The 15,564-nt window shown below is 72.1% G+C and carries 14 protein-coding genes; 4 read left to right on the forward strand and 10 right to left on the reverse strand.

Going from position 1 to position 15,564, the window contains the following annotated elements; translation table 11 throughout:
- Positions 1 to 3: 3 nt before the first annotated feature.
- Both Pma05_RS34715 and Pma05_RS34720 read right to left on the reverse strand, forming a co-directional pair.
- Positions 4 to 600 carry a potassium channel family protein gene (locus tag Pma05_RS34715; protein WP_203861751.1) on the reverse strand — a complete coding sequence of 199 codons (597 nt, stop codon included), beginning with the start codon at positions 598 to 600 and terminating at the stop codon, positions 4 to 6.
- 411 nt (positions 601 to 1,011) lie between these two features.
- Positions 1,012 to 1,983 carry a helix-turn-helix transcriptional regulator gene (locus Pma05_RS34720; RefSeq protein WP_203861752.1) on the reverse strand — a complete coding sequence of 324 codons (972 nt, stop codon included), beginning with the start codon at positions 1,981 to 1,983 and terminating at the stop codon, positions 1,012 to 1,014.
- A gap of 130 nt (positions 1,984 to 2,113) precedes the next feature.
- Between Pma05_RS34720 and Pma05_RS34725 the strand changes: the two genes are divergently transcribed.
- A complete protein-coding gene (locus tag Pma05_RS34725; RefSeq protein WP_239313718.1) occupies positions 2,114 to 2,515 on the forward strand; it encodes a RidA family protein in 402 nt (133 codons plus the stop codon).
- 135 nt (positions 2,516 to 2,650) lie between these two features.
- Here Pma05_RS34725 and Pma05_RS34730 read toward each other — a convergent pair whose 3' ends face one another.
- Genes Pma05_RS34730 through Pma05_RS34745 form a run of 4 tightly spaced genes read right to left on the reverse strand, consistent with a single transcriptional unit; the run spans position 2,651 to position 8,048 of the window.
- Positions 2,651 to 3,457, reverse strand: coding sequence for an ABC transporter ATP-binding protein (locus Pma05_RS34730; RefSeq protein ID WP_203861753.1), 807 nt, complete (start codon positions 3,455 to 3,457; stop codon positions 2,651 to 2,653).
- 3 nt (positions 3,458 to 3,460) lie between these two features.
- Entirely contained in the window at positions 3,461 to 5,443 is a 1,983-nt protein-coding gene (locus tag Pma05_RS34735) for a dipeptide/oligopeptide/nickel ABC transporter permease/ATP-binding protein (protein WP_203861754.1), read from the reverse strand.
- The gene (locus Pma05_RS34740) at positions 5,440 to 6,495 is read right to left on the reverse strand and encodes an ABC transporter permease (protein ID WP_203861755.1); all 1,056 of its coding nucleotides are present in this window, start codon (positions 6,493 to 6,495) and stop codon (positions 5,440 to 5,442) included. Before Pma05_RS34740 ends, Pma05_RS34735 begins: the two co-directional genes overlap by 4 nt.
- Positions 6,492 to 8,048, reverse strand: coding sequence for an ABC transporter substrate-binding protein (locus tag Pma05_RS34745; RefSeq protein ID WP_203861756.1), 1,557 nt, complete (start codon positions 8,046 to 8,048; stop codon positions 6,492 to 6,494). The genes Pma05_RS34740 and Pma05_RS34745 overlap by 4 nt, the downstream gene beginning before the upstream one ends.
- A 308-nt stretch (positions 8,049 to 8,356) precedes the next feature.
- Between Pma05_RS34745 and Pma05_RS34750 the strand changes: the two genes are divergently transcribed.
- Both Pma05_RS34750 and Pma05_RS34755 read left to right on the forward strand, forming a co-directional pair.
- Entirely contained in the window at positions 8,357 to 9,844 is a 1,488-nt protein-coding gene (locus Pma05_RS34750; protein ID WP_203861757.1) for a PepSY-associated TM helix domain-containing protein, read from the forward strand.
- Positions 9,845 to 10,036: 192 nt separating this feature from the next.
- Positions 10,037 to 10,819 (forward strand): DJ-1/PfpI family protein, encoded by a 783-nt coding sequence (locus Pma05_RS34755; protein WP_239313720.1) that lies wholly within the window; start codon positions 10,037 to 10,039, stop codon positions 10,817 to 10,819.
- A gap of 39 nt (positions 10,820 to 10,858) precedes the next feature.
- Here the strand turns inward: Pma05_RS34755 and Pma05_RS34760 are convergent, their stop codons facing one another.
- From Pma05_RS34760 to Pma05_RS34770, 3 genes are all read right to left on the reverse strand, one after another.
- Entirely contained in the window at positions 10,859 to 11,452 is a 594-nt protein-coding gene (locus Pma05_RS34760; protein ID WP_203861758.1) for a copper resistance CopC family protein, read from the reverse strand.
- A gap of 113 nt (positions 11,453 to 11,565) precedes the next feature.
- Positions 11,566 to 12,783, reverse strand: a complete 1,218-nt coding sequence (locus Pma05_RS34765) for a Dyp-type peroxidase (RefSeq protein ID WP_203861759.1) — start codon at positions 12,781 to 12,783, stop codon at positions 11,566 to 11,568.
- A gap of 23 nt (positions 12,784 to 12,806) precedes the next feature.
- A complete protein-coding gene (locus Pma05_RS34770) occupies positions 12,807 to 13,394 on the reverse strand; it encodes a copper chaperone PCu(A)C (RefSeq protein WP_203861760.1) in 588 nt (195 codons plus the stop codon).
- A 169-nt stretch (positions 13,395 to 13,563) separates the two neighbouring features.
- Here Pma05_RS34770 and Pma05_RS34775 point away from each other — a divergent pair, with 169 nt between their 5' ends.
- Entirely contained in the window at positions 13,564 to 14,811 is a 1,248-nt protein-coding gene (locus tag Pma05_RS34775; protein ID WP_203861761.1) for an MFS transporter, read from the forward strand.
- Positions 14,812 to 14,878: 67 nt separating this feature from the next.
- Here Pma05_RS34775 and Pma05_RS34780 read toward each other — a convergent pair whose 3' ends face one another.
- Entirely contained in the window at positions 14,879 to 15,469 is a 591-nt protein-coding gene (locus Pma05_RS34780) for a copper resistance CopC family protein (RefSeq protein WP_203861762.1), read from the reverse strand.
- Positions 15,470 to 15,564: the final 95 nt, after the last annotated feature.

The following is a 15,564-nucleotide window of genomic DNA, read 5'->3' on the forward strand; positions in this document are numbered from 1 at the left end:
GCGCTACCGGTCGCCACGGGTGTTACCGAATATCGACACGAGTCGGGCGACCAGGGTAACCAGGTAGATCTGGCCGGTCAGCGCCTCGATCACGGCGAGGGTTCGGGCGGGTTCCCCGTTGGCGGTGAAGTCTCCGTAGCCGACGGTGGTCATGGTGACGAAGCTGAAGTACTGGATGGTCGCGCTGGTCGCTGGCTGTCCGGCGGAGAAGAACGGGGTCGTCCGGAAATGCCCGACGGCCGCGAACAGGGCCGCGAACAGAAAGCCGATCAACAGGTACGCACTCAGGGCACCGAAGATGGTCTGGAGGGTTACCACACGATGGGTCAGGATCCGCCGGACCACCACCACGATTGTCAGCGCCAGGATCACCGCCAACCACAGTGACACCAGCCCGGACGCCACCCGATGGCGTACCACCACGTCGAGTACGACGGTGCCGGTCGAGACCACAGTGATCACCGACCAGAACTGGCGTGGCCTCATGCCGGGTGGGCGGGAGTTGCGCAGGGCCAGCGCCAGCGAGGCGAGGTAGAGCAGCAGCGGCAGGGCCTGAATCCGTCCCTCGGGCAGGAACGCCGACAGGAGGAAGCTGGCCACCAACAGTAGAAGAACCAGGCCGTAGCGATCGGACCGTTCGACCCGCTCGCCGGGACCACGCGGGCGCCCCGGGTCACCGGTCCCGGTCGGCATCGGCCCCAGCCGGACGGGAGCAGGGCAAGCCCTCGCCGGTGCGGCTGACCGGCCCGGGTCGGCCCGGCCGTTTCCGGCCGCGCGTGGGAAGCCGTATCGCCTGCACGACCCCACGTACCCGGACAGGACCGCCGGAAACGTCGATTCGGGTGATCTACGCGCCGACCACGGCACCCGCCAGCGTCGGCTACGACGAGGTCAGGGACCAGGTACCCGGAGGGAGGCAGCCGCCGTCGCGGGAAGGCCAGGTGGTGTGGTGTGGGCGAGCGTGCGGCGGTCCGAATCGCGTCGGCGGCGGCCCGCAGCAGGCGGCGACTCTCAGGACGAGTCTCCGTAGCGGGTGACTATCGCGGCGGCGCGGTTGCGCAGGGAGGTGCGCAACGATTGCGGGGCCAGGGCTTCCGCGTTCGTGGCGAGCTGCCACAGTGCCCATTCGGCGTGTCGTGAATCTTGGAAGGTCACCTCCAGCCGCAGCCAGCCGTCTGCCTCTGGTTCCTCGGCGCGGACGGCCAGCGCGGTACTCAGCAGGTCTTCCCGTCGCGCCGGGTTCACCCGTACCAGCACGGTGAGATGGCCGTCGGACAGAAACTGCGCGCAGCGTTCCCGCCAGACCCGGTCCAGGTCGACCCGGTCTGGTCGCTGTGCCGGTTCGGGGAGTTCCTCGGCGGCCAGGACCCGGGACAGCCGGTAGGTGCGGTCGGCGCCAGATCTCGTGGCCAGCAGGTAGCCCCGGTCACGTACGGTGACCAGGCCGATCGGGTCCACGGTGCGCCACCGTGGGGTCTGGCCCATTGCCGCGTAGTGGATGCGCAGCTTGTGTCCGGCGAGCACCGCGCGCCGGACCTCGATCATCGTCGTGTCCGGCACCTCCTCGGTGACCAGCCGACGCGAGAGCAGGTCGGTCTCCGGTTCGACAAGAAATCGCCGGGCCGCGTCGCTCGCGGTGGCCTGATGGCTTTCGGGCAGCGCGTCGACCACTTTGCGGGTGGCCGAAGCGAGCGCCGAGCCGAGGCCGAACACCTGCTCGCCGCGCCCCGATGCGGCGGTCAGCAAGGCAAGGGCCTCGTCGTGGTTCAGTCCGGTGAGCTCGGTCCGGAAACCAGGCAACAACGCGAAGCCGCCGTGTCGACCGCGTTCGGCGTGGACCGGGACGCCTGCCGTGGAGAGCGCCTCGATGTCGCGCAGCACGGTGCGGGTGGATACCTCCAGCTCCCGGGCCAGCGTGTCCGCGGTCAGCCGACCGCGCTGGCGCAGCAGCAGCACCAGCGAGACCAGCCGGTCGGCGCGCATCCGCGAACTTTAGCAGAATACACGACACAGGATGTCGTGATTTGTTGGCAGGCTCGGCAAGACGGCGTCGAAGATGGCGGCTACCGAGCCGACCGACGTACGTACTTCCAATGAATCGCATGGAGCTGATGTGGCAATCGAACGAACGGCAGTCAACCCGGTGACGTGGTCGGTGGAGCTGGGATTCAACCAGGGCGAGGTCGTCTCCGGGCACACCCGGACCCTGTACTGCTCCGGGCAGACCGCGATGAGCGGCGACGGCAAGCCCCAGCATGACGGTGACATGGCGGCGCAGTTGGCGCTGAGCCTCGACAACCTGGAGGCCGTGCTCGGCGAGGCGGGCATGTCCCTCGCGAACCTCGTCCGGCTCAACGTCTACACCACCGACGTCGACCTGCTGTTCCCGCACTACGGCCTGCTGGCGTCGCGGTTGGGCGCCGCCGGGGTGGCCCCGGCCACCACGATGCTCGGGGTGACCCGGCTGGCGGTCCCCGGCCAGATGGTCGAACTCGAGGGAACCGCCGTCGCGTGACGTGACGTCGTCGCCTCGCTACTCGTGCCGGTTCGACCGGCACGAGTAGCAGGCAGACGCGTGGTTCCGGTGCTCCGAAACCACACCCTTCGCCACGGGCAGCGTGCTGGTGCCGTCAGCCCGCCGTCGCGGGCCTCACGCTCCCCGAGCGGCCGACCCCGCCGTGTGCCGTACCGGGGTGTCGATGGTGGGGGTCGCCGCGAGCAGTTCCCGGGTGTACGGGTGGCAGGGGTCCGTGGTGATCTCCAGGGTCGGGCCCTGCTCGACGATCCGGCCGTCGCGCATCACCGCGATCCGGTTCGCGAGTTGCCGGACGACGGCGAGGTCGTGCGAGATGAACAGGCAGGCCAGGCCGAGCCGGTCTCGTAGGTCGCAGAGCAGGTTGAGGATCTTCGCCTGTACCGACACGTCGAGTGCGGTGACGGGCTCGTCGCAGACGAGTAGTCGTGGCCGGAGGGCCAGGGCGCGGGCGATCGCGACCCGCTGCTGCTGCCCGCCGGACAACTGCCGGGGCAGGCGCGTGCCGACCCGGCGGTCGAGCCCGACGAGGTCCAGCAGTTCGTCCACCCGCGCGGACCGTGATCGGGAGTCGCCGATCCGGTGGATGCGCAGCGGTTCGACAAGCGCCTGCCGTACCGTCTGGCGGGGACTGAGGGTGAGGTACGGGTCCTGGAACACCATCTGGACGTGGCGTCGGTGTGCCCGCAGCGCCCGGCCGCGTAGGGAGTGCACGTCGACTCCGGTGAACCGGACCACGCCGGCGCTGGGCCGGTGGAGTCCGGTGACCACGCGGGCGAGGGTCGTCTTTCCGCAGCCGGACTCGCCGACGAGTCCGACGATCTCGCCCGGCTCGATGCGCATGGTGACGTCCTCGACCACGTTCGCGTGGTCCTGGTCGCGGCGTCGGGAGTATCCGGCGGTGACGTGTGCGATCTCCAGCATCGGTCAGGCCCCGTCCCGCTCCGGGGCGGCCCCCACCACCAGGGTGGCGTTGCCGGACTGCCGGGGGCAGGCCGACCGGTGCCCCGGGGCCAGCGCCAGCAGTGTCGGCTGCTCCTGGGCGCACTCCGGGACGGCGATCGGGCAGCGGGGGGCGAACGCGCAGCCGTCGGCGTCGTCCGGGCCGGTGCCGGAGCGTCCGGGCATGGTGCGGAACCGGGTACCGGGCGCCGTGCCGGGACGTGGTACGGCGTCGAGCAGGCCACGGGTGTACGGGTGAACCGGGTTCTCGACCATGGTGGTGAGCGGTCCGGCTTCGACGATTCGGCCGGCGTACATGACGGCCACGGTGTCCGCCAGCCGGGTGACGACCGCGAGGTCGTGGCTGACGACGATCATGGCCATGCCCAGTTCGTCGCGGAGCCGGGCCAGCAGGTCGAGCAGTTGTGCCTGCACGGTGACGTCGAGGGCGGAGGTCGGTTCGTCGGCGACGAGCAGCTCCGGCTCGCCGGCGAGGGCGATGGCGAGCTGCGCACGTTGCCGCATCCCGCCGGAGAGCTGGTGCGGGAACTCACGGGCGATCCCGACCGGGTCGGGTAGGCCGACCAGGCGCAGTAGCTCCTCGGTGACCCGGCGGGTGGTGGCGCGTCGGCCGCCGCGCCCGGTGTTGCGGACGGCCTCGTCGACGTGTGCGCCGATGGTGCGTAACGGGTTGAGCGCGGCGAGGCTGTCCTGGAAGACCACGCCCACGTGCCGGCCGTTGATCTGGCGTCGTTGCGGTGGCGTGAGTCCGACGAGTTGGCGGCGGTGGGTCCCGGCTTCCAGGGTCGCCGACCCGATGACGAGCGCGGTGGGGTCGAGCAGGCCGAAGGGTGCCAGCACCGAGGTGGTCTTGCCGCTGCCGGTCTCGCCGACAACGGCCAGGATGTGCCCGCGCGGCACCTCGTAGCAGACGTCGGCGACGACCCGACGGCGTCCGTCGCGGTGCGGGTAGCTGACCGAGAGATCGCGTACCCGCAGCAGGGTGCCGTCGCCGCCGGACGTGGCCGAGGTGGCGGACGTGGCCGAGGTGGCGGTCGGACGTACCGTTGTCGGCGGCCGGGCGGGCGAGCGCCGGGGCGCCGGAGCGCGAAGACCCGCCGGGAGTACCCACCGCAGGATCGAGGGGCGCTCGTCGCCGGTGGCCAGGCGCTCTCCGAGCAGGTTGCTCGCGAAGACGACGGCGGTGATCGCGATGCCGGGCGGGTAGGCCAGCCACCAGGCGGAGGCCAGGTGGGGCCGGCCCTCGATGAGCAGTTGCCCCCACTCGGGATCCGGTGGCGGGATGCCGAGGCCGAGGAAGCTCAGCGTGGCGACGCCGAGCACGATGGCGCCGACGTCGGTGCTGGCGTAGACCAGGCATGGTGCGAGGGCCGGTGGAAGCAGGTGCCGACCGATGATCCGACCCGGCCCGGCCCCGAGCAGCCGCAGGGCGTCCAGGTGCGGACTGCCGCGCAGGCCGGCGACCCGGGCGCGGGCGATGCGGGCGTACGGGGCCCAGGCCCAGAGCGACACCGCGATGACGAGGTTCTCGATGCCGGGTCCCCGGACGCCGATGACGGCCAGTGCCACGAGCATCCCGGGCAGGGAGACGGCCATGTCGATGACCCGGGAGATGACCCGGTCGACCGGCCCGCCGAGGTAGCCGGCGATGGTGCCGGTGACGACGCCGACGGTCAGCGAGATCGCCAGGACCGCTGCGGTGACCGCCAGGGAGATGCGTGCCCCGTGCAGGAGCCGGCTGAGTTGGTCGCGGCCGAGCTGGTCGGTGCCGAGCAGGTGCTCCGCCGACGGTGGCAGCAGGCTGGCCGCCAGGTCGTTGGCCGTCGGATCGGCCGGGGCGAGCACCGGGGCCAGCAACCCCACGATCGCGAACCCGAGCAGGGGCAGCGCGACCAGCGTGCTGCGCAGGCGTGCCGGGATGCCCCGACGGCGGTGCCCGGCGTTCATGTCGGTCCCGTCCGAGGGTGTGCCGTGGTCTCGCCGGTACCACGGCGGCCCGGTCGGTCCCAACGTGGCCGAGGCAGGCGCCGCCGGGTACCGGAGTCGCGGCGGGATCGGGGGTCGACGAGCACCTGCGCGACGTCGGCGAGGCGGTTGGCCAGGATGAACCCGCCGCCCAGGACGAGCGCGCTGGCCTGCAACGCTGGGATGTCCCTGGCCGCGGCCGCCTTCACGAAGTAGGCGCCGAGGCCGGGCCAGCCGAAGATCTGCTCCACGACCACGGTGCCCACCAGCAGCATGCCGACGGTGAATCCGGCGACGGACAGGATCGGCCCGGCGGCGTTGGGCAGGCCGTCGCGGAGCACGATCGACGCCGGTCGGCTGCCCCGGGCCAGGGCGGCGAGCACGTACGGCCGGTCGAGAGCCTCGCGCAGCGTCACGGCCACCACCCGGCTGAGCGCGCCGGCGGCCGGCAGCCCGAGCACCGCCAGCGGCATCACCCAGGTCGCCGGCCCCGCCATTCCCGAGGTCGGTACCATACCCAGGCGCAGGGCCAGTACCAGCACCAGCAGGTAACTCAGCCAGAACGCCGGTACCGAGGTGGCCAAGAGCGCCCCGGTACGCAGGACTCCGCGCAGCAGGCCGCGCTCGAACACCGCCCCGGCGACGCCGACGAGTACCCCGAGCACGAGGGCCAGCACGGCGGCGCCGGCCACCAGTCCCAGCGTCACGCCGATCCGATCCGCGATCTCCGGTCCGATCGGGGTGTTCGTCCGGAGCGACAGTCCGAAGTCGCCGGTGACCGCGTCGGCGAGCCAGCGCAGGTACCGCAGTGGGGCGGGGGCGTCCAGGCCGAGTTCGGCGCGGACGGCCTCGACCTGCTCGGGGGTGGCGGGACGGCCGGCCCGGGTCGCCGCCAGCATCGCCGCCGGGTCACCCCGGGCGAGCAGGACGAGCGCGAAGGTGCCGGCGGAGAGCGCGAGGAGTACGCCGAGGGTGTCGACGACCCACCGTGCGACCCGGCCTCCGGCGGAACGCAGCCGCTCTGGCGCCCTCACCCGACGGTGACCCCGGTCAGTTCGAGGTCGACGTCGCTGGGTGGGACCGCGAAGCCGTTCACCTCGTCGCGGACGGCCCACACGCGTGGCCGGTAGACCAACGGCAGGAATCCGGCGTCGGCGGCCACGGCGTCGTAGAGGTCCTGGTAGGCCGCTGCCCTGCCGACGGGTTCCCGGGCGAACACCGCCTTGTCGACCAGGCCCTCGATCGCCGGGGTCGCCCACAGTGGCGCCCGCGCCTCGCTGGTGAACAGGGACACGATCGAGCTGGACGGGTCGTACGGCGCCCCGAGGGTCTCGAAGAACGTGATGTCGTACCTGCCCTCGGCCCGTTCGTCGTAGTAGGCGGCGGCGTCGACCGGGACGATCTCGACGCCGACACCCACCTCCTTGAGGGCTGCGGCGATCGCTGCGGCCATGGTGCGCGGATCGAGCTGTCCCTCGGCCGGGGTGGCGGGCACGAGCAGCCGCAGCGAGAGCCGCTTTCCGTCCTTGACCCGGGTGTCGCCGTCCCGGACGTACCCGGCCGCGTCCAGCACGCTGCCGGCGGCGGCCTGGTCGAAGCCGACCGGCAGGTCGGTGCCGGAGTCCGGCACACCCGGCGGGAACACCCGCCGGGCCGGCTCGGCAAAGTCCAGGAACAGCGCCTTCGCCAGCGAGGCGGTGTCGATCGCCTTGATGACGGCCTCCCGGACGGCCCGGTCGCCGGCCGGGCCGTCCGGATTGAACCCGAGCATGATCGAGACGTCCGGGGCGCCGGTGAGCAGCTTGACGTCGCCGCGCCCGCCGAGGGACTTCGCCTCGACCGGAGTGACCGGGGAGAGGTACGCGCCGCCGACCAGGTCGATCTCGCCGTTGCCGAGCGCGTCGGCGCGTGCCTGCGAGTCCGGGATGACCTTGAATTCGAGGCGTTCCAGACGTGGTTTCGGTCCCCAGTAGTCGGCGTTGCGCTCCAGCATCGCACCGGTGGCGGTGCTGGAGACGAGCTTCCACGCTCCGGTACCCACGGGGTTCTGGAACGTCCCGTCCGGAGCCGCCGACCTCGGGCTGAGCAGCCGGACGGGACGGACGATCGACAGCTCCTGCAACAGCGGCTCGTACGGCTCGGACAGGGTGAGCCGGACGGTGTCCGGTTCCGGGGCCTCGACGGCGGAGATGACCTGCGACGCCCGGAAGAACGAGAAGCGCTTGTTGCCCACCCAGCGGTCGAAGTTCCACTTGACCGCGGCGGCGTCGACCGGTGTCCCGTCGGTGAAGCGTACGCCGTCGCGCAGGTCGAAGGTCACCTGCTTGCCACCGTCGGCGACGGTCCACGACTGCGCCAGACCCGGCTCCAGCCGCCCGTCCTCGCCGTAGCTGACCAGCGGTTCGTAGATGGCGTCGAGCAGCAGGAAGTTGCCGGTGAAGGCGTGTGGGTCCAGCGCACCCGACTCCGTGCTCAGCCCGATGCGTAGCAGGGTGGACGAGCCAGCGCCGCCGGAGTCGGCGCTACAGGCACCGGCGAGCGCGACCGAGATGGCGACGGCTGCAACGAGTGGACGTGATCGCGGCACGGACTCTCCAGGCTGGGGGTGGTGGGTGCGGGCACGGCGGACAGCCGGGGACGTTCCCCGCTCAGTAGTCGGCCGCACCGCGCGGCTGGTTCCCGACCGCTACCGGCAACCGGGAACCGCTACCGGCAACCGGGAACCGGTACCGGCAACCGGCAACCGGCAACCGCGAGCTTCGGGCCTGGCGTGACCCGTCGGGTGGCACCGCAGGACCGTCGGCTCGGCCGAGCGGCGGAACCAACTCCGGCCAGGTGACGACTACTGCAAGGACGCCGGCTCCCGTGCCGGCTACGAGCCTGATCGGAGAGGTCATGTCCGTCACCTCTGCCACCGGCGCCGATAGGGCCGGGCCCGCGTCGAGCCCCGAGGGGGCAGCCACGGCTCCGGGTACGCCCCGGCGCCGGGCGTACGGGTGGGGGCCGCTGCTGCTGCGGCTGCACTTCTACGCCGGGGTGCTGGTGGCACCCTTCCTGGTCGTGGCGGCGCTGACCGGGTTGGCGTACACGGTCACCCCGCAGTTGGACGCGCTGGTGTACGGCACCGAGTTGCGGGCCGAGCCGGCCGGTCGGTCGGCGCGACCGGTGTCGGAGCAGGTGGCCGCCGCCCGGGCCGCGCATCCGGACGGGACACTGTCGTACGTCGCGCTGGGCGGGGACGGGGCGACCACGCAGGTGGTGTTCACCGCACCGGAGCTGGGGGAGAAGCAGCACAGCGTGTACGTCGACCCGTACACCGGGCAGGTGACGGGCCAGTTGACCACCTGGTTCGGGTACACGCCGTTGCGGACCTGGTTCGACGACCTGCACCGGAACCTTCAGTTGGGGGTGCTGGGGCGGCACTATTCGGAGTTGGCGGCGAGCTGGCTGTGGATCGTCGCGTTGGGCGGGCTGGCGCTGTGGTGGCGCCGGCACCGGGGCGGCCGGGGCAGGGCAGGTCGGCTGCTGCTGCCGGACCTGGCCGCCCGCAGGGGAGTGCGGCGGACCCGGGGCTGGCACGCCAGTACCGGCGTGTGGTTGATGGTCGGTCTGCTGTTCCTGTCCGCGACCGGGTTGACCTGGTCGCGGTATGCGGGGGCGAACTTCGGCGCGGGACTGGACGCGCTCGCTGCCGGTACCCCGGAACTGCCCACGTCCCTGAGCAGTGCGGCCGGCCCGGACAGCGGCGGCGGGCACCACGGCGGTGGCCCGGCCGGCGCGCCGGCGGTCGACCCGGCCGCGATCGACCAGGTGCTCCGGGTCGCCCGGGCGGACGGGCTGACCGGTCCGGTCGAGGTCGGCCTGCCGGCGGACGCCTCGTCGGCGTGGACGGTGACCCAGGTGGACGACGCCTGGCCGGTCCAGAAGGACCGGGCTGCGGTCGACCCCGCCGCCGGTACGGTGGTCGCGCGCAGCGACTTCGCAGACTGGCCGCTGCTGGCGAAGCTGAGCAGCCTGGGCATCAGCGCGCACATGGGCACGCTCTTCGGCCTGGCCAACCAGATCCTGCTCGCCGCGCTCGCCCTCGGCCTGCTCTGCGTGATCTTCTGGGGTTACCGGATGTGGTGGCAGCGCCGGCCCACCCGGGCAGACCGCCGGGCCTTCGTCGGCGCACCCCCGGTGGCTCGGGGAGCCTGGTGGAACCTGCCCACCTGGGCGATCGTCGTCGGCCTGCCGGCGGTCTTCCTGCTGTGCTGGGCGCTGCCACTGTTCGGCGCATCGTTGGTCGGCTTCCTCGCCGTGGACCTGGCGGTCGCGGCGATGCGCCGACGACGGCGGACGGACGGCGTGGTGCCGACCTCACCGGCGCCCGCCGGTAGCTGAATCCGGCGGGAACTCCGGAGCAGCCGGCAACGACCATCTTTTCGTCAGCCTTCGTCTCCACGTCACCCCCGCTCGTCGCCGACGTCGCCGTCCGGGGCGAGCAGGTTCTGGAGTACGGGCGGAGCGGCACGTCCGGTACCGCTGACCGCTGTTCGAGCGGTACCGCTGACCGGTGTTCGAGAGGAGTCTTCGATGGCAGAGTTGGACCAGGGTCGGCGGGCGATCCTGCGGGCCGCCGTGGCCGGCGGTGCGGGGGTGGGGCTCGGTGCCGCCCTGGCCGCGCCCGCCACGGCCGGAGACCGGGACGACGGGTCCCGCCCGGAGCGGCGACTGCGGATCGCGATCCTGCTCTACGACGGGTTCACCGCGTTGGACGTCGTCGGACCGTACGAGGTGCTGTGCCGGGTGCCGAACGCCTCGGTGGTGACGGTTGCCAAGCGGACCGGTCCGGTACGCACCGACACGCAGGTGCTCGCGCTGACCGCCGACCGGTCGCTGCGGCAGGTACCGGAGGTCGACGTACTGGTGGTGCCCGGTGCCGGTGACCGGGGCGTCCTCGCGGCCATGGCGGACGCCGAGACGATGGACTGGATCCGCCGGATCCACCGGCGTACCACCTGGACGACCTCGGTGTGCACCGGCGCGCTGCTGCTCGGTGCCGCCGGTCTGCTCCGGGGCCTGCCCGCCACCACGTACTGGGCGTCGCGGGGTTATCTGGAGTCGCAGTTCGGTGCCGTCGTCGTGCCGGAACGGGTGGTGCAGACCGGCAAGATCATTACCGCGGCCGGGGTGTCCGCCGGGATCGACATGGCCCTGCGGCTCGCCGCCCGGCTGGCCGACGAGCGGGTCGCCCAGGCGCTGCAACTCGCCGTCGAGTACGACCCACAGCCGCCCTACGACACCGGCAACCCGGAGCAGGCCGGGCCGGAACTCCAGCAGTTGGCGCTGAAACTGCTCGCCGACGCGGCCCGATAGGGCTGGCCCTGGGGCTGCCCGACGAACTCCGGCCGAGGCTTACCGAGCCGCCACTCGGCGACGTCGGCGTACCAGCACGAGCACGGCCGCGACGAGCGTGGCACCGACCACGGCGGCGCCGGCCCACCACGGCCCCGCCCCGGCAGCGCTGTCGCCGCTCGCCACACCAGCGGTGGGCGGCGCCGGCGCAGCGCCGGAGGTCGACGGCGGGTTCGGGCCGGCGGAGACCGGCGCCGGCTCAAGCGCCGGCGGCAGCGCGACGGTGAACCGGAACTGCCCCTCGATGGGGTGCCCGTCGGCGGAGACCACCCGGTAGGCGACCCGGTAGTTCCCGGACCGCACCGGCTGGACCGGCAGGTGGACCCGCTTGTCCACCGCCCGTGGCTGGCCCGCACCGTGCCGCGTCCCGTCCGGGGCGGTGAGCACGACGGTGCTGAAGTTGCCCCGGATCAGCTCGTTGAAGCTGAGCGTGATCTCGTCGAGCGGGGTCGTCACGGTCGAGTCCGCCCGGGGATCGCTGCCCAGCAGTTGGGCGTGCGCCGACGCCGGGCGGGCGGCCAGTAGTCCGCCCACCCCGGCGGCGGTGACACCGAGTAGGGCCAGCGTCGCCAGCCTCAGTCCGATGTGTCGCACCGGCCGTCCTTCCTGGTTCTTCCTCGGCACCGTGCCCGCTCGTGCCGCCGGTCGCGCCGGGCAAGGTCGTCGCACCGGTCGTCCTTCCTGGTTCTTCCTCGGCACCGTGCCGGTCATCCGAGTACCTGTTCGCCGATCCAGCCACCGGGCTCGCAGCCGGGCGGGATGGCGAAGACCGCGGAGCCGATCGGGGTGATCCACTCGTTGAGCAGGTCCCGCTCGGCGAGCCGTCGCTGGATCGGCAGGTACTGCCGGTCGATGTCAGCCTGGTAGGCGGCGAAGATCAGCCCGCTGTCGGCCCGCCCGGCCGCGTCCGGAACCCCGTCGTAGTTGTACGGTCGGCGCAGGATCTTCAGTCGGTCGTCGCTGACCCGCGCCCGGGTCATGTGCGCGAAGTCGGGGATGACCGGCAGGCCACCCTCGTTCAGCGCCGAGAAGTCGGGCTCGTCGTGCTCCCGCTGCCCGCTCAACGGCGCGCCGGTGTCGAGGCGCCGGCCGACCGCGAGTTCCTTGTCGGCCCGGCCCAGCCTGTCCCAGGTCTCCAACTCGGCCCGGATGCGCCGCAGGACCAGGGTGCTGCCGTCGCGCAGCCAGTCCGGGCCGTCGGCGATCCAGACGGCCTGCTCGAACGCGGCGCTGTCGGGCCAGGGATTGGCGGTACCGTCGAGCTGACCCAGCACGTTGCGCTGGGTGTGCGCGGCGGCCTGGGCGCCCCGGCTGCGCCGGAAGCCCCGCTGCACCCAGCGGACGGAGGCGAACGGCCGGGCATCCTTGACGAGCATCCGCTGGGCGTGCGTGACCGTCAGCGGATCGTCGGCGCAGATCTGTAGCAGCAGATCACCGCCGGACCAGGCCGGTCGCAGCCGGTCGATCTCGAAGGCGGGCAGCTCGGCGACCGAGGCGGGGCGCCGCTCGTCCCGCCCCGCCGCCACGTACAGGCCGGGACCGAATCCGAACGTGATGGTGAGCCGGGCCGGTAGGACGGCGAGTTCGGGTTCGGTGTCGGCCAGCGGCGCCCGGCCCTGCGTCAGCCGAGCCGCGTCGTCGGTGAGCAGCCGCATCAGCCGGCCCAGCGCCGCCCGGTCGGTCCCGCTGTGCAGGCTGAAGGCCACGAACGCGGCATGCGCCTGCGGGTCGGTGGCGATACCGGCCTGCCTGCGGCCGTGGAACGGCTCCACGTCCGTACCCACGGCGGTCGCGCCGGCCGGGTCGGCGACGACCGGCGCGGACGGCCCCCGGTCGGACGCGGTCGCGGCGATACCCGCCGCCGCCCCGGCAACCGCGCCGCCGACGGTCAGGGCGCCGCCGGTGAGCAGGTGTCGCCGGCTCACCGGGCGCGCCTTGGCTCCGCCGGTCACGGCGCCGGGCTCGGGTGCGTCCCCGGGCTGGAGCTGGTCGGCATGCTCGAACTCGGGTCGTAGCTCTCCTCGGCACCGGTGAACGGCTTCGCGACCGCGGCGAACTGAGCGGTCTTCCCGTCGGCGAAGGTGAGCGTGAAGGTCAGTTCGTCGCCGGCCCGGACCGGCTTGTTCAGCTCCATCAGCATCAGGTGGTCGCCGCCGGGCTCCAGCAGGTGCGTGCCGCCGGCCTTGACGGTGAGTCCGCCGGCCTTGGGCTGCATGACCATCTTGCCGTCCTTCATGGTCATCTCGTGGAGTTCCATCGGGGAGACGCTGGTCGTCACGCCGACCACTGTGACATCGGTGTCGGTGTTGTTGACCAGGGTGCCGAAGGCGGCGGTCATGCCTTCGTCGGCCGCCTTGATCCACGGGTCGCGCACCGTGAACGTGCTGCTGTCGGTGGTCGCCGACGGGGCCGGGCTGGCTGCGGCCCCCGAGGTGTCGTCGGTTCCGCCGCAGGCCGTCGTGGCGAGCACGGCCGCCGCGACGACCGCCAGTGCCGCCGCCCAGCGTCGTACGCCGGGTGATGCCGACTTGCGCATATGTCTTTCCTCCGGATCTGGCCAATCGTTCTACTACTGGTCGTCGTTGATCGGCAATTGGTTCCAGTCCGTTGGTCAGATTTCGCGGGGCCGGCCAGTGCTGGTACGAGGAACCAGGCCGTCGCCCCGGCGAAGCGGCCTCGGCCACGGCGCGGATACCCTTCGGCTGATGACGGCCTCGACCTCTTCCCGGACCGGGCCGGCCGCGCGCCGCCGACTGCTGCCGTTGCGGGGTACCCCCTTCACTGGCGCCCAACTCGCGTTGCTGCTGGGCGGTCTCCTGGTCAACGTCGGCTCATTCTCGGTCTACCCGTACCTGGCTGTCCTGCTGCGCGACCGGACGGGCGTCGGGATGGCGCAGGTCGGGGCCGTACTCGGGGTCGCCACGCTGGTGCAGTTCGCCAGTGCACCGCTCAGCGCGGCGCTGGCCGAGCGGATCGGGCTGCAACGCTCGCTGCGCGGTGCCATGGTCCTCTACGGCCTCGGCGGCGGCGCCTTCCTCCTCGGAGCGACAAGCCCGGCGTTCACCATCGCGGGACTGTTCCTCATCTCCAGCGGAGGTTCGCTGTATTCACCGGCGTACCGCAGCTATCTGGTACACGGAGCCGACCCGCAGCAGCGGCCCCGGCTGGTCTCCGCGGGCAACGCCGCCAGCAACCTGGGCGTCGCCCTCGGGCCGGTGCTGGGCGCCCTGCTCATCCAGCATCCGGGCAGCATGTTCGCGGTGGTCACGGTGGTCTACGCCATCCTCGGGGTCTGGCACTTCTTCCTGCCCAGGGAACGGATGCTCTCCGACGCCCCGCCCGTCGAGCCGTATCACCGGATGTTGCATGGCCTCGCGGTGCTGCCGTTCGTCGTCACCGCCCTGTCGATCTATCTCTACATGCAGTTCTACCAGTACCTCTCCAGCTACGCGGAGGGTCGAGTACCCGCGCTGTTCTACGGCGTGGCGATGATGGGGTACTCCCTCGGGCTGGTCCTCGTGCAGCCCCTCGTGGCGCAACGGGTCGAGCGGATGAGCCATCCGTCGGCGATGGCGATCGGTTTCGGCTTCCTGGCCACGGGAATGGTCGCGCTCGCCGGTGGAAACATGTTTACGATCGGGGCCGGAGTCGCGGCGATCAGCGTCGGCAACGCGGTGCTCTTCCTCAAGAACGACCTGATGGCGTTGGCGGGCTCGAAGCGGTCCGCGACGGTCGTCTTCGGTCAGCAGCGGCTGGCCGTCGGGGTCGGTTCCTTCCTCAGCGGCGTCGTCGGCGGCAGCGTGTACGGACTCTTCGAGGGGGTGGGGCAGCTCTCGGGGTTCTGGTTGGCCGTGGCCGCCCAGTGCATCCTGCTCCCGCCGCTGGTGGTGGCGGTGGGTCGGCGACTGCGTCGACGCGCCCGCGACACCGAGGAGGCCCGGACCGCCCGTTGACCGCACCGGTTTCCGGTGACCTCGCACCTCGGCTACGAGCTGCCGCTCCTTCGGACGGGTGCTGGCATCAGGTGTCGGTTGATCTCCGGCGACGCAGCAGCAGACCGCCGAGGAGAGCGAGCACGAGCAGCCCGCCCAAGCTCACCGCCCACCAGATCGCCGGGGATGTCCCGTCGTCGCTCCCGGTGGCGCCTGCGGCGGGCGACTGGGCCGGCGGCGTCGTGGGAACTGCCGTCGGTGTCGGGTCGGTTGTCGGCGTGGGTTCGGCGGTCGGGGTGGGAGGTGCGAACCTGTTGGTGAAGGTGAAGTCGCCCTTGATCGTGTGGCCGTCGGTGGAGACGGTGCGCCAGGTGACCGTGATGGTACCGACCGGCAGCGGCTTCACCTTCTGCGTGATGGTCTTGTCCAACACCTGCGGGTCGGCGTCGCTGTAGGAGACCTCGTCCGGACCGGTCACCAGCACACTGGTGCCAGGTTTCTTGATCAGTCCGCTGAAGGTCAGCGTCACGGCGGTCACCGGCTCGGCGACCGTGCTCCGGGCCGCTGGCGAGGTCCGGCTCAGCTCGGTGTGCGCCTGGGCCGGGCTGGCCGGCGAGACGACGACGAGCGCCGCGACGAGGAGGGCGGCGGCGGCGCGGAGCAGGCGGTTCCGGGTCACCGTGCCACGGTAGCGCTCCGCTCTTCCGTGGACGAGAGCGCCCGGCCGACCACCAGCGGATCGGTGTGGTGCGGGAAGGTCCTGACCGCTCTCGG

The organism is Plantactinospora mayteni, assembly GCF_016862935.1.
Lineage (GTDB): Bacteria > Actinomycetota > Actinomycetes > Mycobacteriales > Micromonosporaceae > Plantactinospora > Plantactinospora mayteni.

Coding starts and splice junctions, on each gene's coding strand:
- Pma05_RS34720 (WP_203861752.1), bottom strand. CDS start 1,983: ATGCGCGCCGACCGGCTGGTCTCGCTGGTGCTGCTGCTGCGCCAGCGC.
- Pma05_RS34730 (WP_203861753.1), bottom strand. CDS start 3,457: ATGCTGGAGATCGCACACGTCACCGCCGGATACTCCCGACGCCGCGAC.
- Pma05_RS34735 (WP_203861754.1), bottom strand. CDS start 5,443: ATGAACGCCGGGCACCGCCGTCGGGGCATCCCGGCACGCCTGCGCAGC.
- Pma05_RS34750 (WP_203861757.1), top strand. CDS start 8,357: ATGTCCGTCACCTCTGCCACCGGCGCCGATAGGGCCGGGCCCGCGTCG.
- Pma05_RS34755 (WP_239313720.1), top strand. CDS start 10,037: ATGGCAGAGTTGGACCAGGGTCGGCGGGCGATCCTGCGGGCCGCCGTG.
- Pma05_RS34770 (WP_203861760.1), bottom strand. CDS start 13,394: ATGCGCAAGTCGGCATCACCCGGCGTACGACGCTGGGCGGCGGCACTG.
- Pma05_RS34775 (WP_203861761.1), top strand. CDS start 13,564: ATGACGGCCTCGACCTCTTCCCGGACCGGGCCGGCCGCGCGCCGCCGA.